At 70.1% G+C, this 23,678-nt stretch carries 29 protein-coding genes and 1 pseudogene; 20 read left to right on the forward strand and 10 right to left on the reverse strand.

Annotated features, from left to right (window positions below):
• From E1285_RS15630 to E1285_RS15640, 3 genes are all read right to left on the reverse strand, one after another.
• Entirely contained in the window at nt 1–912 is a 912-nt protein-coding gene (locus tag E1285_RS15630; protein ID WP_207946609.1) for an NADPH:quinone oxidoreductase family protein, read from the reverse strand.
• Between the two features lie 164 nt (nt 913–1,076).
• A complete protein-coding gene (locus tag E1285_RS15635) occupies nt 1,077–1,271 on the reverse strand; it encodes a DUF397 domain-containing protein (RefSeq protein ID WP_132152584.1) in 195 nt (64 codons plus the stop codon).
• A complete protein-coding gene (locus E1285_RS15640; RefSeq protein WP_165966631.1) occupies nt 1,268–2,044 on the reverse strand; it encodes a helix-turn-helix transcriptional regulator in 777 nt (258 codons plus the stop codon). The genes E1285_RS15635 and E1285_RS15640 overlap by 4 nt, the downstream gene beginning before the upstream one ends.
• 145 nt (nt 2,045–2,189) lie before the next feature.
• Here E1285_RS15640 and E1285_RS15645 point away from each other — a divergent pair, with 145 nt between their 5' ends.
• The 12 genes from E1285_RS15645 (at nt 2,190) to urtE (ending at nt 12,048) form a co-directional block, all read left to right on the forward strand.
• A complete protein-coding gene (locus E1285_RS15645) occupies nt 2,190–2,612 on the forward strand; it encodes an ATP-binding protein (RefSeq protein WP_165966632.1) in 423 nt (140 codons plus the stop codon).
• 116 nt (nt 2,613–2,728) lie between these two features.
• Nucleotides 2,729–3,031: an urease subunit gamma gene (locus E1285_RS15650; protein ID WP_132152590.1), complete on the forward strand. Its 303-nt coding sequence runs from the start codon at nt 2,729–2,731 to the stop codon at nt 3,029–3,031.
• Between the two features lie 11 nt (nt 3,032–3,042).
• Complete coding sequence (locus E1285_RS15655) at nt 3,043–3,357, forward strand: urease subunit beta (RefSeq protein ID WP_132152637.1); 315 nt, start codon at nt 3,043–3,045, stop codon at nt 3,355–3,357.
• The gene (locus tag E1285_RS15660; protein ID WP_132152592.1) at nt 3,350–5,074 is read left to right on the forward strand and encodes an urease subunit alpha; all 1,725 of its coding nucleotides are present in this window, start codon (nt 3,350–3,352) and stop codon (nt 5,072–5,074) included. Before E1285_RS15655 ends, E1285_RS15660 begins: the two co-directional genes overlap by 8 nt.
• On the forward strand, nt 5,074–5,754 hold the full coding sequence (locus E1285_RS15665) for an urease accessory UreF family protein (protein WP_132152594.1): 681 nt from the start codon (nt 5,074–5,076) through the stop codon (nt 5,752–5,754). The genes E1285_RS15660 and E1285_RS15665 overlap by 1 nt, the downstream gene beginning before the upstream one ends.
• A 15-nt stretch (nt 5,755–5,769) precedes the next feature.
• Complete coding sequence (ureG, locus tag E1285_RS15670; RefSeq protein ID WP_132152596.1) at nt 5,770–6,444, forward strand: urease accessory protein UreG; 675 nt, start codon at nt 5,770–5,772, stop codon at nt 6,442–6,444.
• Nucleotides 6,441–7,187 (forward strand): urease accessory protein UreD, encoded by a 747-nt coding sequence (locus tag E1285_RS15675; protein ID WP_132152598.1) that lies wholly within the window; start codon nt 6,441–6,443, stop codon nt 7,185–7,187. Before ureG ends, E1285_RS15675 begins: the two co-directional genes overlap by 4 nt.
• Before the next feature lie 175 nt (nt 7,188–7,362).
• Entirely contained in the window at nt 7,363–8,541 is a 1,179-nt protein-coding gene (gene urtA / locus E1285_RS15680) for an urea ABC transporter substrate-binding protein (RefSeq protein WP_243722805.1), read from the forward strand.
• Nucleotides 8,542–8,616: 75 nt separating this feature from the next.
• Entirely contained in the window at nt 8,617–9,495 is an 879-nt protein-coding gene (urtB, locus tag E1285_RS15685) for an urea ABC transporter permease subunit UrtB (protein WP_132152602.1), read from the forward strand.
• Entirely contained in the window at nt 9,492–10,604 is a 1,113-nt protein-coding gene (urtC, locus tag E1285_RS15690) for an urea ABC transporter permease subunit UrtC (RefSeq protein WP_132152604.1), read from the forward strand. The genes urtB and urtC overlap by 4 nt, the downstream gene beginning before the upstream one ends.
• Nucleotides 10,601–11,350 (forward strand): urea ABC transporter ATP-binding protein UrtD, encoded by a 750-nt coding sequence (gene urtD / locus E1285_RS15695; RefSeq protein WP_165966633.1) that lies wholly within the window; start codon nt 10,601–10,603, stop codon nt 11,348–11,350. The genes urtC and urtD overlap by 4 nt, the downstream gene beginning before the upstream one ends.
• Nucleotides 11,347–12,048 (forward strand): urea ABC transporter ATP-binding subunit UrtE, encoded by a 702-nt coding sequence (gene urtE, locus E1285_RS15700; RefSeq protein WP_243722804.1) that lies wholly within the window; start codon nt 11,347–11,349, stop codon nt 12,046–12,048. Before urtD ends, urtE begins: the two co-directional genes overlap by 4 nt.
• Nucleotides 12,049–12,071: 23 nt before the next feature.
• On the opposite strand, the gene E1285_RS15705 is transcribed toward urtE, so the two are convergent.
• Complete coding sequence (locus E1285_RS15705) at nt 12,072–13,184, reverse strand: hypothetical protein (protein ID WP_132152607.1); 1,113 nt, start codon at nt 13,182–13,184, stop codon at nt 12,072–12,074.
• 199 nt (nt 13,185–13,383) lie between these two features.
• Between E1285_RS15705 and E1285_RS15710 the strand changes: the two genes are divergently transcribed.
• The 3 genes from E1285_RS15710 (at nt 13,384) to E1285_RS15720 (ending at nt 14,874) form a co-directional block, all read left to right on the forward strand.
• Nucleotides 13,384–13,710: a hypothetical protein gene (locus E1285_RS15710; protein WP_132152609.1), complete on the forward strand. Its 327-nt coding sequence runs from the start codon at nt 13,384–13,386 to the stop codon at nt 13,708–13,710.
• Entirely contained in the window at nt 13,700–14,152 is a 453-nt protein-coding gene (locus E1285_RS15715; protein WP_132152611.1) for an acyl-CoA thioesterase, read from the forward strand. Before E1285_RS15710 ends, E1285_RS15715 begins: the two co-directional genes overlap by 11 nt.
• Before the next feature lie 143 nt (nt 14,153–14,295).
• Nucleotides 14,296–14,874, forward strand: a complete 579-nt coding sequence (locus E1285_RS15720; RefSeq protein ID WP_132152643.1) for a class I SAM-dependent methyltransferase — start codon at nt 14,296–14,298, stop codon at nt 14,872–14,874.
• Nucleotides 14,875–14,944: 70 nt separating this feature from the next.
• Here E1285_RS15720 and E1285_RS15725 read toward each other — a convergent pair whose 3' ends face one another.
• Nucleotides 14,945–15,835, reverse strand: a complete 891-nt coding sequence (locus tag E1285_RS15725) for an LLM class F420-dependent oxidoreductase (protein WP_132152613.1) — start codon at nt 15,833–15,835, stop codon at nt 14,945–14,947.
• Between the two features lie 92 nt (nt 15,836–15,927).
• On the opposite strand from E1285_RS15725, the gene E1285_RS15730 reads away from it, so the two are divergent.
• From E1285_RS15730 to E1285_RS15745, 4 genes are all read left to right on the forward strand, one after another.
• Complete coding sequence (locus tag E1285_RS15730) at nt 15,928–16,494, forward strand: TetR/AcrR family transcriptional regulator (RefSeq protein WP_132152615.1); 567 nt, start codon at nt 15,928–15,930, stop codon at nt 16,492–16,494.
• A 177-nt stretch (nt 16,495–16,671) separates the two neighbouring features.
• A complete protein-coding gene (locus E1285_RS15735) occupies nt 16,672–17,073 on the forward strand; it encodes a VOC family protein (RefSeq protein WP_132152617.1) in 402 nt (133 codons plus the stop codon).
• A gap of 58 nt (nt 17,074–17,131) precedes the next feature.
• Complete coding sequence (locus E1285_RS15740; protein ID WP_132152619.1) at nt 17,132–18,376, forward strand: erythromycin esterase family protein; 1,245 nt, start codon at nt 17,132–17,134, stop codon at nt 18,374–18,376.
• Nucleotides 18,377–18,521: 145 nt separating this feature from the next.
• On the forward strand, nt 18,522–18,812 hold the full coding sequence (locus E1285_RS15745; protein WP_132152621.1) for an EthD family reductase: 291 nt from the start codon (nt 18,522–18,524) through the stop codon (nt 18,810–18,812).
• A gap of 166 nt (nt 18,813–18,978) precedes the next feature.
• Here the strand turns inward: E1285_RS15745 and E1285_RS47360 are convergent.
• The 4 genes and pseudogenes from E1285_RS47360 to E1285_RS15765 all read right to left on the reverse strand — a co-directional run.
• Nucleotides 18,979–19,082: pseudogene (locus tag E1285_RS47360) on the reverse strand (IS5/IS1182 family transposase); the annotation flags it as partial.
• Between the two features lie 130 nt (nt 19,083–19,212).
• Entirely contained in the window at nt 19,213–19,968 is a 756-nt protein-coding gene (locus E1285_RS15755) for a phosphotransferase (RefSeq protein WP_207946610.1), read from the reverse strand.
• A gap of 30 nt (nt 19,969–19,998) precedes the next feature.
• Nucleotides 19,999–20,193: a DUF397 domain-containing protein gene (locus tag E1285_RS15760; RefSeq protein ID WP_132152625.1), complete on the reverse strand. Its 195-nt coding sequence runs from the start codon at nt 20,191–20,193 to the stop codon at nt 19,999–20,001.
• Complete coding sequence (locus tag E1285_RS15765) at nt 20,190–21,137, reverse strand: helix-turn-helix transcriptional regulator (RefSeq protein ID WP_132152627.1); 948 nt, start codon at nt 21,135–21,137, stop codon at nt 20,190–20,192. Before E1285_RS15765 ends, E1285_RS15760 begins: the two co-directional genes overlap by 4 nt.
• Between E1285_RS15765 and E1285_RS15770 the strand changes: the two genes are divergently transcribed.
• The gene (locus tag E1285_RS15770; RefSeq protein ID WP_165966634.1) at nt 21,112–21,534 is read left to right on the forward strand and encodes an ATP-binding protein; all 423 of its coding nucleotides are present in this window, start codon (nt 21,112–21,114) and stop codon (nt 21,532–21,534) included. The genes E1285_RS15765 and E1285_RS15770 overlap by 26 nt on opposite strands.
• A 20-nt stretch (nt 21,535–21,554) precedes the next feature.
• On the opposite strand, the gene E1285_RS46625 is transcribed toward E1285_RS15770, so the two are convergent.
• The gene (locus E1285_RS46625) at nt 21,555–23,354 is read right to left on the reverse strand and encodes a serine/threonine-protein kinase (RefSeq protein ID WP_207946611.1); all 1,800 of its coding nucleotides are present in this window, start codon (nt 23,352–23,354) and stop codon (nt 21,555–21,557) included.
• Between the last annotated feature and the right edge of the window lie 324 nt (nt 23,355–23,678).

Here is a 23,678-nt window from a genome sequence, read left to right on the forward strand (position 1 = left end):
TCAGCCGTCGCCCGGCTCGATCAGCACCTTGCCGGTGGACGTCCGGTCCGCGACGGCGGCCAGCGCGGCGGTCGCCTGCTCCAGCGGGTAGACGGCGTGGATGTGCGGCTTCAGCTCGCCCGCCTGGAGGAGCCTGGCCAGCTCGGCGCCGCCGCGCCGCAGCGCCTCGGGGTCCCGCCGGCCCCAGCCGCCGATCTCGAAGCCGCGCACCGTGACGCCCTTGAGCATGACCAGGTTGAGCGGGATGCGCGGGATCTCTCCGGTGGCGAAGCCGACGGTCACGAACCGTCCGCCCCATCGCATCGCGCGCAGCGAGGGCTCGGCGTGCTCGCCGCCGACCAGGTCGATGACCACGTCCGCGCCCCCGGCATCGGCGAGCCGCCGCTTCAGGTCGTCGTAGGGCAGCGCGACCTCGGCGCCCTTGGCCAGGCACAGCTCCCGCTTGGCCTCGGACGAGGCGACGGCGATGACGCGCGCGCCGAACAGCCGGCCGAGCTCGACGGCCGCGAGGCCGACACCGCCCGCCGCGCCGAGCACGACCAGGGTCTCGCCCTCCCTCAGCTCGGCGGCCAGCGTGAGCGAGTGATAGGCGGTGGCGTAGGCGACGCCGAACGCGGCGGCGGACCGCAGATCGATGCCGGGCGGCAGCGCGGTCACGCTCGTCGCGGGAACCACCACGCGCTGCGCGAAGGCCCCGACGAACGTCGAGCCGGACACCGCGTCACCAGGCGCGATCCCTTCAACATCGGGGCCGGTCTCGACGACCCGCCCGGCGAACTCGCTGCCCGGCGTGAACGGGACGGGCGCCGCGACCTGGTAGGTCCCGCCGACGATGAGGATGTCGGAGAAGTTCACCGCGGCGGCATGCACGTCGACGACGACCTCGCCGGGCCCTGCCGTGGGATCGGGCAATTCGTCAACCGTGAGCCCGTCCAAGGCCCCGTGAACCGAACACCGCAGCGCCTTCACCACCGGCCTCCTCGCCTTCGAATCCGCAGACCTGGAGAGAATAACATTCTCAAAACCTAGAATCTGGCTCTCATCGAGTCTGTGATGCGAGGGCGGGACGGGACAGGTCAGCGCGCCGGGTACTGCTTGACCTGCTCGATCAGACCGGCGAACTCCCTAACGGACAGGGTGAGGTGCCCCCCGTCCGGGTCCCTGCTGTCCCGCACACCGATGCCGACCCCTGACGCAAGACGTCCCAGCTCAACGCACTGGTGGTCGTCAACGCCGCCGCTGTGACTGCTCTTCCGCCAACGAACGATCATGAGTACTGCTCCAAGTACTTCTCGACAAGGGCACGCGAGGCGTCTTCGGGGAGGGCCTTCGCGCCGATACGTTCGAATCTAGTCGAAAAGTCCCTCACCTCGATGGGGCTCTCGATCAAGCGTCCGCCGTGTTGCGCACCGGCGTAGGCGACGTCCCGCTCTTCCAGACATATGACTTGGAACGGCCCGTCGAATCCCTGATGAGCGCCAGCCGCGGTCGGCACAATCCGCATGATGACGTTCTGGTGGCCCGCCATGTCGAGCAGGTACTCGAGCTGGTGCTTCATGACCTCGGGGCCACCGATGGGAGACGCCAGAACGTTCTCGTCCACGAGCATCCACAGCGTAGGCGCATCCGGGCGTTCCAAGATCAAGCGCTGCCGCTCCACACGCATAACCACCCCGGCCTCGATGTCCTTGGTCGACCCCGGTTCGAGGAGCGCGCGGATGTACCCCTCGGTCTGGAACGGTCGGGGTATCGCCTTCCCGTGGTAGGTCTTGATCGCGGTGGACGTCTTCTCGTACTCCATGCACTGACGTGCCCAATCCGGATCATGGGCCATTCGGGCAAACCAGAGGATCAACTGAAAAAGCAGACCTGTCCCGTAGTGCTTGTCGAGCAGCCGCATTTGATCATCCTGGGGGCGCCGCCTGCCCGCCTCCATGTTGGAAACAGTCGATCGGGCGAGACCGATAAGCTCGCCGCACTGGGCTAGTGACAGGCCTGCCTTCTCCCGCATGAAACGCATGAAGAAGGCCAGGAAATGCCACATCGAGACCCGAGGGTCCAGGGGTTCACGGACGGGGGGCATCGCTTCTCCCTAGTTTCCAACTTACGTGGACACAACAAAAGATTAGACGTCTCGGTGATCCTTGTCACAGGAAATCGGAATCTCGGACAAGGACAGGACGATGGCGATGACGGCGACCGAAGAGTCGGTCATGCCCCTTATGGGCACACCGGCTGCCGTGGGGCTCGCACGCACTTTTGTGGATGCGCGAATCCGCAAATGGGACTATCTCCACATTCTCGACAGCGCACTTCTCGTCGTCTCGGAAATCGTCACCAACGCGAGCCGCCAGACGCCGCATGAGGAGATCCGGCTCCAGCTCAGCCGGGACGCGTACGGCGTCATCATCGCCGTCTGGGACGCGGCCCACGAGCTGCCCCAGGCCAAGCCCATGACCGAACTCACCCTCGACGACCTCGACCTGTCCGAGGAGGCGTTCGACGACAACGGCGGCTGGGGCCTCCACATCGTCCAGGCCCTCTCCACCAGGTGCGGCGTCATCGGCGACCCCGCAGGCGGCAAGTGGATCTGGGCACGAATTCGCCCGTAGCCGACCTGTGCCCACGGAGAGTCGAGGCCCGGGTTTTATTTTAAGGACGTAAATTCGCTGTTAAGTTCGTAATTCGTGCGCTGTCTGGCCACCTTTCCGGCAGTAGTGTCCGAAACGTGTTGATCAGCCCACATGAGCAGGAGCGCCTGCTCCTGCATGTCGCAGCGTCGGTCGCGGACGCGCGCCGGGATCGCGGTCTGCGGCTCAACCATCCGGAGGCGACCGCGATCATCGCGGTCCATCTGCTGGAGGGTGCCCGGGACGGGTATTCCGTCGCCGAGCTGATGGAGTCCGGCCGCACGGTGCTGACCCGGGAGGACGTCATGGACGGCATCCCGGAAATGCTCGACTCGGTGCAGATCGAGGCGACGTTCCCCGACGGGACCAAGCTCGTCACCGTCCACCGGCCGATCCCGTGAGCCGGCGCCCGCTGGTCCCCGGCGAGGTCGTCACGGGCGACGGCCCTCCGGTCTCCCTCAACACCGGCCGGCCCCGGGTCGCCGTCACCGTGGTCAACACCGGCGACCGTCCCGTCCAGGTCGGCTCCCACTACCACTTCGCGGTGGCCAACCCCGCGCTGCGGTTCGACCGCTCCGCCGCCTGGGGGCACCGGCTGGACGTGCCGGCCGGCACCTCGGTGCGGTTCGACCCCGGGCTGACCAGGGAGGTCGCCCTGGTGCCGCTGGCCGGGAACCGGGTGGTGCCGGGGCTGCGGCCCGAGCAGGCCGGAGCGCTGGATGGCTGAGCTGTCCCGGGCCCGGTACGCGCAGCTGTACGGGCCCACCGCCGGCGACCGGATACGGCTGGCCGACACCGACCTGTTCATCGAGGTCACCGAGGACCGCAGCCGCGGCGCGGCGGCCGGCGACGAGGTGGTCTTCGGCGGCGGGAAAGTGATCCGCGAGTCGATGGGGCAGGCGCGCACCACCCGCGCGGACGGCGCCCTCGACCTGGTCGTCACCGGCGCCGTCGTGCTCGACCACTGGGGCGTCGTCAAGGCCGACGTCGGGATCCGCGACGGCCGGATCGTCGCGCTCGGCAAGGCCGGCAACCCCGACACGATGGACGGCGTCCACCCGGACCTGGTCATCGGGCCGTCCACCGAGGTGCTCGCCGGCAACGGCCGCATCCTGACCGCCGGGGCCGTGGACTCCCACGTCCATCTCATCTGCCCCCAGCTGCTGGACGAGGCGCTCGGCTCCGGCGTCACCACCCTCATCGGCGGCGGCACCGGCCCGGCGGAGGGGACCAAGGCCACCACCGTGACCGGCGCCTGGTACCTCCCCCGGATGCTGGAGTCGCTCGACTCGTGGCCGGTGAACGTCGCGCTGCTCGGCAAGGGCAACACGGTCGGCGAGGAGGCGCTGTGGGAGCAGCTGCGCGCCGGGGCGTCCGGCTTCAAGCTGCACGAGGACTGGGGCTCCACCCCGGCGGCCATCGACGCCTGCCTGCGCGTCGCCGACGCGTCGGGCGTCCAGGTCGCCCTGCACTCCGACACCCTCAACGAGGCCGGGTACGTCGAGTCGACGCTCGGCGCCATCGCCGGGCGGTCGATCCACGCGTACCACACCGAAGGTGCGGGCGGCGGGCACGCACCCGACATCATCACCATCGCCGCGCACCCGAACGTGCTGCCCTCGTCCACCAACCCGACCCGGCCGCACACCGTCAACACCCTCGACGAGCACCTCGACATGCTCATGGTGTGCCACCACCTCGACCCGTCGGTGCCCGAGGACCTGGCCTTCGCCGAGTCGCGCATCCGGCCCACGACCATGGCCGCCGAGGACGTCCTGCACGACCTGGGCGCGATCTCGATGATCGGCTCGGACTCGCAGGCCATGGGACGGATCGGTGAGACCATCGTCCGCACCTGGCAGACCGCCCACGTCATGAAGCTCCGCCGCGGCGTCCTGACCGGGGACGGCCCGGCCGAACCCGCCGACAACCTGCGGGCCCGCCGGTACATCGCCAAGTACACGATCAACCCGGCCGTCGCGCACGGCCTCGACGGCGAGCTCGGTTCGGTGGAGCCGGGCAAGCTCGCCGACCTGGTGCTGTGGCATCCGGTCTTCTTCGGCGTCCGCCCGCAGGTCGTCGTCAAGGGCGGAATGATCGCCTGGGCGGCGATGGGCGACGCCAACGCCTCGATCCCCACCCCGCAGCCGGTCCTGCCGCGCCCGATGTTCGGCGCCGTCCCGCGCACCGCCGCCGCCACCTCGGTGCACTTCGTCGCCCCCGCCGCCATCGACGCGGGTCTCGCCGACCGGCTGGGGGTGAACCGCGCCCTCGTGCCGGTCAAGGACACCCGCCTGCTCGGCAAGGCCGACATGGTCCTCAATGACGCGCTGCCGCGCATCGACGTCGACCCGGACACGTTCACCGTGTCGATCGACGGCGACGAGGTCGAGCCCGCCCCCGCGACCGAGTTGCCGATGGCGCAGCGCTACTTCCTGTTCTGATGACACTGCCGGCGCTCCTGCTTCTGCTCGCCGACTCCCGCCTTCCGGCAGGAGGCCACGCCCACTCGGGCGGCCTGGAACCGGCGGCGGGGGCGGGCGCGGTCACCGATCTGCCGTCGCTGGCGGCCTTCCTGCACGGACGTCTCGCCACCGCCGGGCTGGTCACGGCCGGGCTCTCGGCCGCCGCCTGCGCCCTCGCCGGCCGCCCTGCCGATCGGGAGGCGTGGACGGTGCTGGACGCGGAGGCCGACGCGAGGATGCCGTCGCCCGCCGGGCGGCGGGCCTCCCGGGCGCAGGGCAGGTCGCTGCTACGCGCGGTCCGCGGTACGTCGCCGCATCCGGTGCCGGACGCGCTCGGAGCGTTCCCGGCGCCGCACCACCCGCTCGTCCTCGGCGCCGCGGTCGCCGTCGCCGGCGGCTCCCCCGCGGAGGCCGCCTCGGTCTGCGCGTACGGAGCGGTCACCGGACCGGCGGCGGCCGCCGTCCGGCTGCTCGGGCTGGACCCGCTGGCCGTGCACCGCGCGCTCGCGGACCTGGCGCCGCTGGTGGACGCGGTCGCCGCCGAGGCCGCCGGTTTCGCGGACGGCGATCCGGGCGCGCTGCCGGCCGCGTCGGCGCCCGCCCTCGACGTCTTCGCCGAACTGCACCTCCAGGCGGACCTGCGCCTGTTCGAATCCTGACCGAGAGGAAGATCCATGGGCGCGAACCACGACCACGACCCGCACGCGGCGGCGCCGGCCGGGGGGCGGGCGCTGCGGCTGGGCGTCGGCGGGCCGGTCGGTAGCGGCAAGACCGCCCTGGTGGCGGCACTGTGCCGGACGCTCCGCGACGACCTCCGCCTGGCGGTGGTGACCAACGACATCTACACGACCGAGGACGCCGAGTTCCTGCGGCGCAACGCGGTCCTGTCGGACGACCGGATCGTCGCCGTCCGCACCGGATGCTGCCCGCACACGGCGATCCGCGACGACATCTCCGCCAATCTGGACGCCGTCGAGTCGCTGGAGGAGCAGCACGAACCGCTCGACCTCGTCATCGTGGAGAGCGGCGGCGACAACCTGACCGCGACGTTCAGCCAGGGTCTCGTCGACCGGCAGATCTTCGTCCTCGACGTCTCCGGCGGCGACAAGGTCCCCCGCAAGGGAGGGCCCGGAGTGACCGGCGCGGACCTGCTGGTCGTCAACAAGACCGACCTGGCCCCGCTCGTCGGCGCCGACCTGGGCGTCATGGACCGCGACGCCGCGCGGGTGCGCGGCGGCAAGCCGGTGATCTTCAGTTCGCTGCGCGAGCGTCCCGGTGCGCCGGAGGTCGCCGGCTGGGTCCGGTCCATCCTCGCCGAGACCCGGGCGGTCACCTCCGGGGCCTCGTGACCCGGCACTACACGGCGCACGCCGCCGTCCGCGCCGAACCCGACGCCGCCGGGCGGACCGTGCTCACGACGCTGCGTTCCGACGGGCCGTACGCGCTGCGCGCCACCCCGGAGGCCGTCTATCTGGTCGGTGCCGCGGCGGGCCCCCTCGGAGGCGACGAACTGCACCTCGACCTGGACGTCGCCGCGGGCGCCACCCTGGCCGTGCGGTCCGTCGCGAGCACCCTGCTGCTTCCGGGCGACGGCGAGTCCAGGACGTACGTGCGGGCGGTGGTCGGGCCCGGGGCGCACCTGGACCTCGCGCCGGAGCCGACGGTCGCGGCGGCGGGCTGCGACCACCGGGCCGTCACCGACGTCACCCTGGCGGGCGACGCCACACTCCGGTGGCGCGAGGAACTCGTCCTGGGCCGGCACGGGGAGACCGCGGGCCGCTACACCGGCCGCGTCGACGTCACTCTCGACGGCAGGCCGCTGCTGCGGCACGAGCTCCGACTGCCCGACCGCGTCCTCCACACCAGCGGCGCCGTGCTGGGCGATGCGCGCTGCACGGGAAGCCTGCTGCTCGTCGGTCCCGGCCTGGCGAAGGAGGCTTGCGCGGCCGACGGACTGGCGGTGATGCCGCTCGCCGGGCCGGGCGTGCTGGTCACCGCGCTCGCACCCGACTCGGCGACGCTCCACCGCCGCCTCGGCCGCGGGGAGGAGACCGCCTGCGGCACCCCAACAGGAGGCCGGGGGACGCGGTGAGGTTCTGTTGACGCATCGGATACAAAGCGGAATTGATTGGGAAATAGCGCGGGGTTTCCATTAACCCGACTCACGACGTGAAGCAACTGCGTCGACCAGTTCGGGGCCTGTCCGCAAGGAGTGGTACGTGCTCAGGAAATCTCTGCCGGTATTGGTCTCAACGGTCACCGCATCGCTGCTGTGCCTCACCGCCTGCGGCGCCGAGCCGGGCGCGTCCGGCGGAACGGCCTCGGCGAGCGGGAACACCATCAAGGTCGGTGTCCTCCACTCGCTGAGCGGGACCATGGCCATCAGCGAGGTCACGGTCAAGAATTCCGAACTGATGGCCATCGAGGAGATCAACGCCGCCGGGGGCGTCCTCGGCAAGAAACTCCAGCCGGTCATCGAGGACGGCGCCTCGGACTGGCCCACCTTCGCGGAGAAGGCGCAGAAGCTCATCCGCAAGGACGATGTCGCCACCGTGTTCGGCGGCTGGACCTCCGCCAGCCGCAAGGCGATGCTGCCCGTCTTCGAGCGCAACAAGGCACTGCTCTGGTATCCGGTGCAGTACGAGGGAATGGAAAGCTCGCCCTATATCTATTACACCGGCGCGACCACCAATCAGCAGATCGTCCCGGCCCTGGACTACCTCAAGGAGAAAGGCAAGAAGAAGATATTCCTCGTCGGGAGCGACTACGTCTTCCCGCGCACCGCGAACAAGGAGATCAAGGCGTACGCCAAAGCCAATGGCATGACCGTTCTCGGCGAGGAGTACACGCCGCTGGGGACGACGGAGTACAGCACGCTCGTCAACAAGGTCATGCAGGTGAAGCCCGACGCGGTGTTCAACACCCTCAACGGTGACAGCAACGTCGCGTTCTTCAAGCAGCTCAAGAGCGCCGGCGCCACCGCCTCGTCCCTTCCGGTGATGTCGGTGAGCATCGCTGAGGAAGAGGTCAAGGGCATCGGGGCGGACAACATCGCGGGCCACCTCGTCGCCTGGAACTACTACATGACGACCCCGGGCAAGGCCAACGAGGCTTTCGTGAAGGCGTTCAAGGCCAAGTACGGCGACGACAAGGTCACCTCGGACCCGATGCAGGCCGGGTACAACGCCGTGAAGCTGTGGGCGGCGGCGGTCGAGAAGGCCGGGACGACCGAGGTCGAGGCGGTGAAGAAGGCCGCGGGCGGCGTCTCCCTCGATCTCCCCGAAGGCAAGGTGACGATCGACGGCGCCAACCACCACGTGCACAAGACCGCCCGCATCGGGGTGATCCAGCCCGACGGCACGATCGAGGAGGTGTGGGACTCCGGCAAGCCGATCGCGCCGGACCCGTACCTCAAGAGCTATCCGTGGGCCGCCGGCCTGTCCTGATCCCAGGATCCCCGAACCCGATGGCCCCGAACCCGATGACCCCGACCCCGATGACCCCGGGTACCGAGGAGTCGCATGGAAGCTCTGCTCAGCCAACTGCCCATCGGCCTCAGCATCGCCGCCGTCCTGATGCTGGTGGCACTCGGCCTGACGTTCACGTTCGGCCAGATGGGCGTGATCAACATGGCCCACGGCGAGTTCATGATGGCGGGCGCCTACACGGCGTACGTCCTGCAGGACTGGACCGGGCGGCAGGCGGTGCTGGTGGCCCTGCCCGTCGCGTTCGTCGTCGCGGGCACGATGGGCCTGGTCCTGGAACGGGCGGCCATCCGCCGCTTCTACGGACGGCCGCTCGACACCCTGCTCCTCACCTGGGGGGTCAGCCTGCTGCTCCAGCAGCTCGCGCGTGACATCTTCGGCGCACCCAACGTCCAGGTGCGCGCTCCGGAGTGGCTCAGCGGGGGCGTGCAGATGTTCGGGTCGCAGCTGCCCTACACCCGGCTGTTCATCCTCCTCCTCGCGGCACTGTCGGTGCTCGCGATCTGGGCCTACCAGAGCTGGACCCGGCAGGGCCGCCGGATGCGGTCGGTGATGCAGAACCGCCAGCTCGCCGCGGTCAGCGGCGTCGACACCGGCCGGGTCGACCAGCTCACGTTCTTCATCGGCTCCGGCGTCGCCGGGATCGCCGGCGTCGCGCTGACGCTGATCGGCCCGATCGGCCCCAACCTCGGCACCTACTACATCGTCGACGCCTTCCTGGTCGTGGTCGCGGGCGGGCTCGGGCGGCTGCGCGGCGCGGTCATCGCCGCGCTGGCCCTCGGCCTGCTCAACTCCTACGCCGAGTTCTGGACGGACGCGAGCCTCGCCAAGGTGATCGCCTTCATCGCGATCGTGGTGTTCCTGCAGGCGCGACCGCAGGGCCTGTTCGTCCTGCGCAGCCGGGCGCTGACATGACCGCCCGCTGGCGCGGAACCGCGCTCTTCCTCGCAGTGGCGGTGCTGGTCCTCGTGGTCGCACCGGCCGCCCTGGACCCGTTCCGGCTCGGTCTGCTCGCCAAGTACCTGTGCTTCGCCATCGTCGCCCTCGGCATCGGGCTCGCATGGGGCCAGGGCGGCATGCTCACGCTCGGCCAAGGCGTGTTCTTCGGACTGGGCGGCTACTCGATGGCGATGTACCTCAAGCTCCACGACGCCGGGCCGGGCAGCCTGCCCGACTTCATGGTGTGGAGCGGCGTGGAGCAGCTGCCGGCGCTGTGGAAGCCGTTCACCAACCCGGTGTTCGCCATAGCCGCCGCAGTGGCCGTCCCGGCGGTCGCCGCCGCGATCCTCGGCTTTCTGGTGTTCCGCCAGCGAGTGCGCGGCGCCTACTTCGCGATCCTCAGCCAGGCGCTCGCGGCGGCCTTCGTGATCTGGCTCGTGGGCCAGCAGGGCCTCACGGGCGGGACCAACGGGCTCACGCATTTCTACGACGTCTTCGGCCGCGACCCGGAGGACGACGGCTCCAAGCGCGTCTTCTACTTCGTGGTGGCCCTCGTGCTGGGTGCGCTCTACCTCCTGTGCCGCCAGCTGGTGAAGAGCCGCTTCGGGCGGCTGCTCGTCGCGGTGCGCGACGGCGAGGACCGGGTGCGCTTCCTCGGCTACAACCCGGCCACCGTGAAGACCGTGGCCTACGCGGCCTCCGCGGCGATGGCGGGCATCGCCGGGGCGCTGTACGTGCCGGTCGTCGGCATCATCTCGCCGTCGCTGCTCGGGGTCGTCCCGTCGATCGAGTTCGTGGTCGCGGTGGCCATCGGCGGGCGGTTCTCGCTGGCCGGAGCGGCCCTCGGCGGGGTCCTGCTCAACTGGGCGCAAACCACGTTCAGCGAGCAGTACCCGAGCGGCTGGGTCTACCTGCTGGGCCTGATGTTCATCCTCGTGATCATGCTGGCGCCGGGCGGCGTCGCCGGCACGGTGCGGCAGGCCGGGGACGCCCTGGCGCGGCGCCGGGCGCGAACACGTCCGCCGCCCGCGACCGGGGCCGCGGTGACCGCCGCGGCCGGGGAGAAGGAGGTGGCCGCACCGTGACCGCACTGCTGGAGATCCGCGGACTGGAGGTCGTGTTCGGCGGGTTCCGCGCCATCGACGGCGTCGACCTCACCGTCGCTCAGGGCGAGTTGCGCTTCCTGATCGGCCCCAACGGGGCCGGTAAGACCACCCTGATCGACGTGATCACCGGCCTGACCCGGCCGGCGAGCGGGTCGGTGACCTACGCCGGCACCTCCCTGGTGGGACGGCCGGAGCACCGGATCGTGCGGCGCGGGATCGGCCGCACGTTCCAGACCTCCGTGGTGTTCGAGGAGCTCACCGTTCTGGAGAACGTCGACCTCGCCGCCTCCTTCCGCCGCCCGCTGCCGGCGCTGCTGCGGCGGCGGCGCGGCGTGCCGGACGTCGTGGCGGCGGCGCTGGACCGGATCGGGCTGGCCGGCCTGGCGGACCGGCCCGCCGGAGTGCTGTCGCACGGCCAGCGGCAGTGGCTGGAGATCGGCATGCTGATCGCGCAGCGGCCGAGTCTGTTGCTGCTCGACGAGCCCGTGGCGGGCATGAGCCGCGACGAACGCGAGCGGACGGGTGAGCTGCTCACCGAGATCGCCACGGATCACACGGTCATCGTCGTCGAACACGACATGGAGTTCCTGCGGCGGTACGCGTCCCAGGTGACCGTCCTGCACGAAGGCAGAGTGCTCGTGGAGGGGGACGTCGCCACCGTCCAGGCCGATCCCCGGGTCCAGGAGGTTTATCTCGGCCGGTCGCGAGAGGAGAAAGCGGTATGAGCATGCTTCAGGTGAGCGGATTGCACGCCGCGTACGGCCGGTCGCGGGTCCTGTTCGGGGTGGACCTGACGATCCGTCCGGGTGAGCTGGTCACCGTCATGGGCCGCAACGGCGTGGGGAAGACCACGCTGCTCAACTCGGTCATGGGCCTCCTCGCCCCGACCGCGGGCAGGGTCACGTTCGACGGCACCGACGTCACGCGGATGCGCACGTTCCGACGGGTCCGGCTCGGCATGGGTTACGTCCCCCAGGGACACGAGACGTTCCCTCAGCTCACGGTCTGGGAGAACCTCCAGGTGACGCTGGAGGCCACCGGACGCCGCGACCGGGACGCCATCGACGACGCCCTGGAGGTCTTCCCACGACTGACCGGCCTGCTGAAACGGCAGGCCGGTTTCCTGTCGGGAGGGCAGCAGCAGCAACTGGCGATCGCCCGCGCCCTGGTGACCCGGCCGCGGCTCCTGATCCTGGACGAGCCGACCGAGGGCATCCAGCCGTCGATCATCCGCGAGATCGAGGAGGCCATCGAGAAGCTCCACAGGGAGCGCAACCTCGCCGTCCTGCTCGTGGAGCAGTACTTCGACCTGGCTCTCCGCCTGGCCGACGCGTTCGTGATCCTCGACGGCGGCACCGTCGCCCACTCCGGAACCGCCGCCGACCTCCACACCGACGAGGTCAAACACCTCCTCGCCGTCTGAACGCGGGCCTCCTTCCGGGGGGCCTACGGATGGGCGGAGCGGCGCCAGACCGTGCCGATCTGGGTGCCGGCCCAGACGGTCGTGGTGTACGGGACACGCGTCATCGAGTACGCGATCGCGCCGGCGGGCGGGGTGGCGCCGGTCCAGGAGGCTCCGTCGAAATGCAGCAGTTCGGCGGTGTTGTGCGGGGTGGACACCCAGACGCCGCCGCGCCCGTCGGAGGCGATCGAGCCGAGGAACCCGACCGCGGACATCGGACGCACCGCCCCGGTGGTACCGGTCGCGCGGGGGATCTGGTGGACGGTGAACCCGGAGCCGTTCCAGTGGTGCAGCGCCGGCGGCGGGAACAGCGGGTGCTGCTCCAGCGCGTAGAACCAGACGTCGTCAGGGGCGACGTACTCGATCTGCAGGATCCAGTGGGCCCAGGTCGTCCCCCACGGGATGCGCGTCCAGTCCGTGCCGTCGAAGTGCCAGAGGGGGGTCTGGCCGGTCTGCGACTCGGGATATCCGCCGGCCCACACCTCCGAGGCGGTTCCGGCGGCGATGGCGTTGAGCCCGGAGGGCTGCGGCAGGGTGAGCGAGTTCGTCCAGCGTCCGCGCCGCCGCACGGACACCGTCGTGGTGTCCCCGGCGATCCCGGTCGCCCACAACCCGCCGGCCTGGTCCAGGTCGATGGCGTACGGCTGCTCGCCGGCGGGCCCGGCCGCCGTCGTCCAGCGGCGCCCGTTCCAGTGCAGCAGGTCGGTGCGCTCTTGGGCGTTCGGGCCCGAGGCGACGGCCCAGACGCTTGCGGCGTGCCGGGCGCGGACGTCGTTGACGACCGCCAGCCCCTCGGGGAGGGCGGCCCGCGTCCAGCCGCGCCAGGTCCGGTGCAGCATGACGGCCTGCGCGTCCGGCTGGTACGCGTTCTCGGTACCGCCGGCGAAGACGTGCCACGGGTCCGGCGCGGCGATGCCGGGCAGGTAGCCCTGGCCCGACAGCGGCGGGATGGGCACGTCGGCCCACTCGCCCGGCGGCGGGGCGGCGGCGCGGGCCGTGCCGGTCAGCGGTCCGGCGACGGCGGCGCCGAGCAGGGCGGCGCCGCCGAGCGTGAAGGCGCGGCGGGACGGGAGAGGATTCGGAGCGGATCGAGTCACGGTGGCTCCCCGGACAGGCGGCAATTCACTGCCAGTATTTGGTGGCAATGTTCCTGGATCCACACCCTGACCTAAGGCGGCCAGCCGATCGGACGGCCCGGCCAAGACTCGCGCACCCAACCGTCACGGCGACGGACGACCCGGCGCAGCGGCCATCGACTTCGGTCAAGCAATCGGTATCGATTGCTATGCTCGATCCATGAGCACACCTCCGCCGGACCTCGACCAGGTGGCGGCGGCGCTCCGTCAGATCAGCCGGGGGCTCGCCGCCTTGGCCGACGCCATTTCCAGCGCTTCCCGGGATCCGGAAGAGGACCGCTACCTCGCCGTCATGGCGGAGTGGGGGCGTCGCGGGCTCACCCGCGACGAGTCCAGCCGGTTGTTCCGCAAACACGGCTTCTCGCCGCAGGCCGCCGGCGGCTGGGTGAAAGGCGACTGGCTGGAGGTCCGCGACGACGGCAGGCGCTACCTCACCGACCGGTCCCTTCAGTGGCTGGCCGAACAGGAGACAGACGATGAGCAGTGACCCGTTCAGCGTGCGCTTCCAAGTGCGAATTTACGAGGTCGACCCGCAACTCCACCTCAACGGCGCCGTCTATGTCCAGTACGCGGACCATTCCCGTTTTCAATGTTTGCAGGCCGCCGGAGTCTCGGTCGAAGGAATGCTCCGCGACGGATTCGGCCCCGTCAATCTCGAAACCGTCATCCGGTATTACAAGGAACTGCGGGCGGGGGACGAGGTCGATGTCACCTGCGACTGGAAATGGGGCGCGGGCAAGACCTACCGCGTCGAGCACGCCTTCCGCCGATCGGACGGCGAGGTGGCCGCCGAGGTGAACTACGTGAGCGGCCTGATCGACCTGGAGGCCCGCCGCCTGCTGACCGACCCGGCCCATGTATGGCTCTCCCGCGCCACACGGCCGGACCTGCTCAGACTGCCCGCGACCGAAGCCGTCTCAGCCGACTGACTCCAACCCGGCGGTTGGAATGCGGTGTGCTCGCATAGCGCCGCCCACGAGGTACTCGTTCGCCCGGCTCTCGCTCAACCCACCCCAATGCGGCCCCTGGGACAGCCCGTGAGAGGGTCGTAAAAGTGACGAACTACGCCCGAATGTATCGCTTCGGCATGACGCCATGGGAACGCTACGGAAAGGCCGCGGCGGACAGCATCGCCGCCCTGCTGGACCGCGAGGAGACCGAACGTTCACGTCCACTCGGAAGGGCCCTCGATCTCGGCTGCGGCCGTGGCCAGTTCACTCCCGAACTGGGACGCAGAGGCTGGGAGGCCGTGGGCGTCGACTACGTACCGGCCGCGATCGAAGAGGCCAAGCGCCAGGAGGCTAAGGGGGTCACGTACGTCGTCGGTGACGTCACGGACCTCCCTTCGGCCGACCTTGGAACGTTCGATTTCTTCCTCGACATCGGCTGTTTCCAGGGTTTCGACACCGGACGGCAACGGGCCGAGGGGCAGGGTGTCTCCGCGCTGGCGAACCCCGGCTCGACATTGCTGATGCTCGCCTTCGGCGTGACCCGGCTGCGCTCCCGGATCGGTGGGGTCTCCCAAGCGGAGGTCGAGGCCGCGTTCCCCGACTGGGAACTGCTCGACGTCCAGGCCGCGGAGACCGCGGGCCTGGGCTGGCCGATGAACAGAACCTCACCCCAGTGGTACCGCCTGCGCCGACCGGCCTGACCGCCCGGCCGTCCTCGACCCGGCCGCGTCCTGGTCGCCGGCTACGGCGCGAGCATTCGAGCGAGCCCCGTCAACTCAGGGAGGCGGCGAACTCCAGGACGCGCGCCGCGTCGCCGTAGGGGCTGATCAGCAGGTCCGTGGCACCGGCGTCGGCGAAGCGGCGCAGTCGCGCGGCGACCGCCGTCTCGTCGCCCGCGATGACGGTCTCGTGCACGCCCGACAGGCCCTGGCGGTCGAGGATCGCCCGGTAGGCGGGCAAGTCCGACGCGGCGGCGAACCGCTCGGCCACCTCGCGGTGGACGCCGTCCGGGTCGGTGCTGAGCGCGACCATGGCGCCCGCCAGCACGCGCGGTGCGGGCCGCCCGGCGGATTCGGCGGCCCTCGTGATCGCGGGCACGACGTGGTCGGCGATCGCGTCGGCGCCGGTCCAGGTCGTCACCGTGCCGTCGGCGAGTTCCCCCGCGATGCGCAGCATCGCGGGCCCGAGCGCGGACAGGATCACCGGCGGCGGAGTCACGCCCGGGGCGTCCACCGTGCCCGCCGCGGTCAGCGTCTCGCCGTGGTGGTCGACGTCCTCGCCGCGCAGCAGCGGCCGCAGGGCGGAAAGGTACTCGCGGACGTGCCGGGCGGGGCGATCGTAGGGGATCCCGTAGGAGCCCTCGATGATCGCCTGATGGCTCGGCCCGATGCCGAGGGTGAAGCGCCCGCCCGCGGCGGCCTGCGCGGTGAGCGCCTGGCTCGCCAGGGTGAGGGGGTGGCGCGGGTAGGTCGGGACGATCGCGGTGCCGACCTCGATGCCGGGCACCTCGCGTCCGGCGAGCGCCGCGGTCATGAGGGCGTCCCAGGACGAGAGGTGGCCGAAGAACGCGCTCGCGAGCCCGGCGTCCCGGGCCAGGCGTACCTGAGCGACGAGGTCGTCCAGCGGGGCCATCGCGGCGGCGGTGAACATTCCGATGCGCATGGGGCTCCAAAGATGAATCGGATCTTCCGGTTCCGTTACGAGTCGCAGGGTAACCTGAATCCGAGATTCCGGGCGACTCCGGACGGAGGACGATGCGAGCCGACGCACAGCGCAACCGCGAGCGGATCGTCGCCTGCGCGCTCGAACTCTTCGCCGAGCGCGGTCCCGGCGTGGGCATGGAGGACATCGCGCGCGAGGCCGGGCTCGGCGTGGGCACCCTCTACCGGCACTTCCCGGACCGGCGGGCGCTCGTCGAGGAGATCGCGACCGCCGCGCTCCACCGGCTCGGCGAGCGGATCCGGCTGCTGTCCGCGCAGGACCTCCCACGCTGGGACGTGTTCACCCAGGTCATCGCCTACTCCATCGGGCAGCCGCTCGCCCTCGTCAAGTCCATCGCCGAGGACGGACCCGTCCCGCACGAGCGGCTGGCCCTGCAAGACGAGGTCAACGACCTCCTCCGGGACGTCGTCGAGCAGGCGCAGCGTGAGGGGACGGTGCGCCGTGACATCGGCCCCGCCGAGGTCGTCGACATCCTCAGCACGAACGTCTGCCGTCCGGGCGCGCGCATCGGCGACGCCACCTCCCGAGTGATGCTGGACGGCCTCCGGGGCACGGCTCAGGAGCGGCGTTCATGGGAAAGCGGATACGCAGGCACCTGATCGGGCCCTCCGCCGAGATGAGAATGCCGGCGATCTCGAAGAACGAGGGCGATGTCACCTGCGACCGCGCTCCCGCCCGATCGGACGGGCCTCCAGCACGTCCCGGGGCCGGACGCGGTCGCCTTCCGAATTCCGGCCGACCGATGATTCGCGGCGGCGACTACGGTCAACACGGATATGAACACCTTTGACATCACCATCGCCGTACCGACCGAGGACCGCCGCCGGGCGTACACCTTTGCGCGGGCGCTGGGGTTCGAGACCCCTGGAGAGCTCGCCGAGGACGGGGTTCCCGAGCCTCTTCAGGTAGTCGTCAATGAACGGGCACGTGTCATGTACATCCCGACCGGAGGTTTCGGCTGGGTCACCGCCGACCGGGCCACCGCCGCCCAAGGCACCGTCGAGTGTCTCCTGAGCGTTACCGTCGACTCGACCGTTGCAGTGGACGAACTGGTTCGCACGGCGGTGGAAGCCGGCGCCAGCGTCGCGACCCAGCCGGGGCAGCAGCAGTGGGGCTACACCGGCACCATCGCCGACCCCGACGGCCACCTCTGGGAGATCGTGCACCCCGCCGACTGACGCCGAACCCACGCGGCCCCTAATGGTGATGATCTTGTTGCCGAGACTGGAGCACGTCATGTCCGACCTTTTCCAGCCTGCCGTCCTCGGGGGCCTCGACCCGGCCGCGCCTCTGGACGACCTCGAACCGCTGCGCGACATCGTCGGCGACGCCCGCGTCGTCGCGCTGGGCGAGGGCTGCCACTTCGTCCGCGAGTTCACCGACGCCCGCTTCCGGCTCCTCCGGTTCCTCGCCGAGCGCTGCGGATTCACCGTGCTGGCCTTCGAGTTCGGCTTCGCCGAGGGCCGCCCGCTCGGCCGCTGGATACGCGGCGCGGGCGGCGATGACGAACTGTCCGGCATGCGGGGCACCACGTTCGCGGGAATGACCGGCGAGCTGGCCACCCGGCTCCGCGGACACAACCGGACCAGTGAGCATCCCCTCGACCTCGTGGGCATCGATGTGCCGGAGGCTGGCGGGACGCTGCGTCCCGCGCTGGAGCCGGTCGCCGAATATCTGCGGGAAGTCGACCCCGACGCGGTTCCCTTCGTCGAGATCGCCCTGCGCATCTCGGACGAGTTCACCGGGGCCTCGCAGGCGCTGGCCGCTCCCGGCTGGGGCCGGCTCGACCGGGCCGACCAGGACGCGCTGACCGCGGCCCTGGCCCGGCTGCGCCTGCGGGCACGCGCCCTGGAGCCCCGCTATGTCGCCGCGGCCGGTCAGGACAGGTACGACGTCGCCCTGCGCGACATCGAGGCGGCCTGCCACACCGATTACATGTTCGGGGCCATGAGCGCACTCTTCGCCGGTGGTGGACTGCCGCAGGACACGTCCGTCCGGGAACGGTTCATGTCCACCACGCTCCGGTGGCACCTCGACCGCGCGGACCCTGACACCAGGTTCGTCCTGGCCGCGCACAACAACCACATACAGAAGACGCCGATCTACTTCGACGGCGAACTGTGGGCCTACCCGATGGGTCATTACCTGGCCCGCGAACTGGGCGCCGACTACCGTTCCCTCGCACTGACGCACACCGCCGCCAGCGTCCCGGAGATGGTGCCCGACGACACGCCCGGCACCGGCTTCTCCATCGCCGAAACGCCCGTGCCCCCGCCGCAGCCGGACAGCATGGAAGGAGCCCTCACTCGGGCCGGTCTCGGTGAGGACGTCACGCTGACCGACCTGCGGCCCCTCGCAGGCGGGCCGTTCCCCGCGCGGATCCGCACCCAGAGCAGCGACCTGGAAATGCCCGTCGCCGACGCGTTCGACGCCGTCCTCTGCACCCCGACCGCAACACCCGAGGTAACGCTCTCCTTCTAAGCCCACCGCTAGGCGATCACCACGAACATCGACCGCGTCCCTCATCTGCTCCCAGAGCTGCGGACAGGTTGGGGCTTGGCACCTTTTGGGCCAGTAAGGCGGTCTGGGTAACGGACCATCCCGATCAGCATGCGACACTCTGCGAATGATCCGCGTGATGTTCCTCTATCCGAAGACCGACGAGTCGACGTTTGACATGGACTACTACACGTCGACGCACATGCCGATGCTCGCCGCCGCGCTCGGCGACGACTGTCAGAGCTGGGGCGCCGACAAGATCACCAGCGGTCCGTACGAGGCGATCGGTTGGGCGCTCGTGTCGAGCGCCGAAGCGTTCGGCGCAGCGATGACCGAAAAGGGCGCCGAGATCAGGGATGATGTCGCCAACTACACCAACGTGCGCCCCGACGTGGTCATGGGAGACGTTGTCAGATAGGGGCGACGACTGCTGGGAGCTCCGGCTCGCAGCAAACGGCTTGAGGCTCCCCGGCTCCAGCCACCCGGCAACCTAGACGCCCGCGTCGAAGGTGGGTGGTCGTCCTCCGGCCGAGCCCTTGGCCTTGCGGTGGGCCTACTGGTCGACCTTGACCGGGACGGTCGCCCCGGATCCCGCGACGCCGCAGGTAGGCCCGGTTGCCCGGGAGCAGTAGGCCTTGTCGCCCAGCACCTGGTCTGGGCGCGTGCGTGCACGTCCCGGTCCGGTCCGGTCCGGTCCGGTCCGGTCCGAGCACACCAGCCCGCTCCCACTAGTGAACCCGCGCGGAGTTCCGCGACCGGCGGCCGTTCTTTCACCACGGTCAGGTACCGCATGGCCAGCGAGCACGGCCACCGCCTGCTCACCAGTCAGCGGCTCCTCCCTCCCTGCGGGTGAGCTCCAGGTCCGCGAGGCGTCGCCGGGCGTAATGGTTCTCGATACGCCAGCAGCAGGCGGCTTCCCAAGCGTGGACAGCGGCACGCGCGCGTGCCTGCTGGGCGGTGGGCAGGACCGTAATCGGCAGGTCGGCCAGGTCGAGGTCAACGTGGTCAACCCGAGCCTCGTCCCAGTCCAAGAGACCAACGCTGCTCGGGGTCACACGGATATTGCCGGGGGCGGGATCACCGTGCACCACCGCCATCGGGACACCCGCGAGCCCTCGCCACGCCTCGCGGCAGGCCCGGACGGCCGCCTGCGGCATCGCCGACAGATCAACGTCCCCACCGCGCTCATGAAGCAACAGGTCGCGGGTGGACCGGAACCCAGGGCGCTGCGACCAGCCTCGCGTGACCGCATGCAATCGCCGCAGTTCAGTGGCCACGGCCGCCCAGTCCTCACGTGCGGGCGGACGCCCGTTGAGCCACTCCTGCACCACCACCCCACGCACGTGGCGCCGACCGTCCAGCGTGGGCACTACAGCCGGGACAGTGAAGCCACACCCGCCGAGGTGCTCCAGGAGGTCCAACTCCCAGTCCAGCGCCGGTACCGTTCGCCTGCTCCGCCGTACCACCAGCCGCTGCCCATCGCCCGCGACAGCCTCCCGCACGTGGTTACGGTTACCACCGCCGGGCCTCCCCGTGATCCGGATATTGCCCCAGGCGCGAAGCTCCTCCTCCATCACCTCGGGGTTTCGGGGGTGGTGGGACGCTCAGCGCTCCGAGTGCCGCTTGACGCACTCGACCAGGCTCGCGAACTCCGCCACGGACAGGGTGAGATGGCCCCCGTCCGGGTCCTTACTGTCCCGCACCCCGATCCCGACCCTTGGCGCAAGTCGTCCCAGCTCAACGCAGTCCTCGTCGTTGACCCCGCTGCTATGGGTGCTCTTTCGCCATTGGACGTTCATGTGTACTGCTCCAAGTACTGCTCGACTAGAGCGCGCGAGGCATCTTCCGGGAGGGCCTTCGCGCCGATGCGGTCAAACCTAGCCCAAAGATCGCGCACCTCGGCGGGGGCCTCGATCAGCCGTCCGCCGTACTGCGCACCCGCGTAGGCAATGTCCCGACGTTCCAAGCTGATGATCTGGAAAGCACCGTCGAAACCCTCATGAGCACCCGCCGAAGGTTGGATGAAACGGATGATGACGTGCGGGAGATCCATCATCCACAGGAGGTGCGCGAGCTGTCCCTTCATGACCTCAGGGCCGCCAACGCAGGCGCGGAGCACCTCCTCTTCTAGGATCACGTAGAAGAACGGCGGCTTGTCCCGGTCAAGTAGGACCTGCTGCCGGGCCAGGCGCCTGGCCATGGTGTCGTCAGCATCATCCGGCGTGCCCGCCACGGCAAGAGCGCGCATGTAGTCCTCAGTCTGGAAGGGCCTGGGAATCGTTTTCCCGTGGTACGCCCTGAACGCCCCCGCCTGTTCTTCGTGCGGGACGAGTTGACGTCCCCAGTCCGGGTCATGGGTATTTCGGGCATACCACAGCAAGAACTGCAAAAGCCCGCCCGTGCCATACTTCTCGTCCAGCTTGGTGAGCTGGTCTTCCTGCGGATGCTGCCTTACTGCCTCGATGTTCGAAACAGTGGATCGAGCCACCCCGATGATCTTCCCGCACTGGGTGAGCGAGAGTCCCTCCTTCTCGCGAAGAAACCGCAGGTAGAAGGCCAGGAGGTGCCACAGAGAAATCTTGGGTTCGATGGGGTCGCGGACGAGCGGCATCAGATCTCCTGTTTGGTGTTGTTTATAAGTACAAGAAGAACCTAGAACGTTGCGGTGATCCTTGTCGCAGGAAATCGGAATCTCGGGCAAGGACGGGACGATGGCGATGACGGCGACCGAAGAGTCGGTCATGCCCCTTATGGGCACACCGGCCGCAGTGGGGCTCGCACGCACTTTCACGGATACACGAATCCGCAAATGGGACTATTTCCACATTCTCGACAGCGCACTTCTGGTCGTCTCGGAACTCGTCACCAACGCGAGCCGCCAGACGCCGCACGCGGAGATCCGCCTCCAGCTCAGCCGGGACGCGTACGGCGTCATCATCGCCGTCTGGGACGCGGCCCACGAACTACCCCAGGCCAAGCCGATGACCGAACTCACCCTCGAAGACCTCGACCTGTCCGAGGAGGCGTTCGACGACAACGGCGGCTGGGGCCTTCACATCGTCCAGGCACTTTCCGCCACGTGCGGCGTCATCCGCGACCCCGCCGGGGGGAAGTGGGTCTGGGCAAGGATGCGCCCGTAGCTACATGGCGGGCGCCTGACTCAGATGCGCCTGAGGCGGACCTGGCCGTCGCCCCAGACCAGGCCCTGGCCCTCCAGCTGGAAACCCGTGATCTCCCCGAGCGCGCAGACGCGGTTGGGCTTGGTGAAGCGAATGGGCAGGTAAATGATCGGGCTGTCCGCGGAGACGAGGACCGCCTTCATTTCGCAGAGGGGGGCGCCACCGGGCGTGGTGAGCTTGATCTGGATGGCCTCGCTGCCTACGGTGCCGCCGCGGATGGTGAACACCCTGCGGACCCCCCGGGGGTCCGTCCCGGCCCAGCGGCCGTGGAACTGGACCGGTATCGCGTTGTTGCGAGCGCGGGTGAGGCGGCTCGACTGGCGCCGCGCGGCCCAGCGGATGTCCGTGCCGTTCATCTTCATCGTCTGCGGAGGGTCGTGCTCGCATCTGCCCGGCGGAGTGCTCCTCGTGAGGCGCGGACGGAGCTCGACGACGGGCGAACCGGCGGCCAGCCTGGCGACGTACTCGCACACCGCCCTGTCGAGCAGCCCTCTTTCGCCCTTGTCGGTGCTCACCCTGATCGTGGCGACGTCCGCACCGAGTTTGCCCTGGGTAAGGGTGATCCGGCGGTACCGCGTCACCGGGTTCCCGGCCTGGGTGGTCGTGTCGTAGTCGCCCTCCCAGGTTCCGAGCATGGCGGGCGGCACAACGCCTTCGCCCTTCCCGGTCCCGGCGCCCTGCCCGGAGGAGTCGTCTCCGGAACCGCCGACGCGGGCGACGGCCGTCCCCGCCGCGAACAAGGCGACCCCGGCGGCGACGGCGACCGCCGGGTACAGCCATCTGCGCGACGCGGGACGGTGATGGCTCGGCTTCGTGAGGGCGTTGTCCCTCATCCCGTCCATCGTCGCGTCCGCGGGCGGCCCTGCGGGTGACGGCGGAGCGGGAGCCATGTGGAGCTCGGGGCTCTCCAGGTCGAGCAGGGCGGCCGCGTGGCGGCCCAGCTCCGTGACGACCTCCCCCGGCAGCCAGGCGTTCGACGGCGGAGGCAGCCGCTCCAGGATCGCGCCGAGCGGGGGACGTTGCTCCGGCACCTTGGCCAGGCATGCCTCCACCAGGGCGCGGACCGGGCCGGACAGCCCGCCGAGTTGCGGGTCTCCCTGCGCGACCTGGAGGAGCACGGCGTGCACGCCGCTGAGGCCCGCACCGAACGGCTGGCGGCCGGTCGCGGCATAGGCGAGCACCGAGCCCAGGCTGAAGACGTCGCTGGCCGGACCCAGCTCGTTGCCGCGTGCCTGCTCGGGCGACATGAACGCGGGCGAGCCGATCAGGGCCCCGGTGCGGGTGGCCACGCTGGCGTCCACCGACCGCACGATGCCGAAGTCGATCAGCCGCGGGCCGTCGATCGTCACCAGCACGTTGGACGGCTTGATGTCGCGGTGGATCAGCCCGCAGCCGTGCACGGCCTGCAAAGCGCGGACGAGCCCGGACGCCAGGGCCAGGACGGACCGCTCGGGCAGCGGACCGTGCCGCTCCACCGTGTCCGCCAGCGTGGGACCGGGCACGTACCCGGTGGCCACCCACGGGGTCTCCGACTCGGTCTCGGCGTCCAGGACCGGGGCCGTCCACTGGCCGCCGACCCGGCGCGCCGCCTCGACCTCGCGGCGGAAGCGCCGCCGGAACATCGCGTCCTTGGCCAGTCCGGTGTGGACCAGCTTGACGGCCACCATGCGCCCGCCGGGCGAACGGCCCAGGTAGACCTGCCCCATGCCGCCCGCACCGAGCCGGGCGAGCAGCTGGTAATCGCCCATCGTCCGCGGATCGTCGGGCTTCAGGCCTTCCAAGGGTCCCCCTCGTTTCAAGATCAGGCGCAGACTACGGGCGCCCCTGTCCGCTCGCCAACCCGGATCGGGCAGATCATCGCAAGGCACTCCGTGAGTGAGATGGCGGGCCGCGACTCCCGGTTCGGGGCCCGCTCCCTGATGTCCGGCGGGGAGTTCACCGGGCCGTCGCCGTCCGGAGCCGACATCGATCATCCACCTGACGTTCACCTGCACTTCGGGGCGGTTCGGACATGCGAGTCGTCCCCCGGTTTTATGATCATTGGCCCGGAGTCCGCGTCACGGGGTGAGGGTGGGGATGGCAGCAGCGGGCGTGCCGGGCTCGGG

It is taken from the genome of Actinomadura sp. 7K507, from assembly GCF_004348425.1.
GTDB lineage: Bacteria > Actinomycetota > Actinomycetes > Streptosporangiales > Streptosporangiaceae > Spirillospora.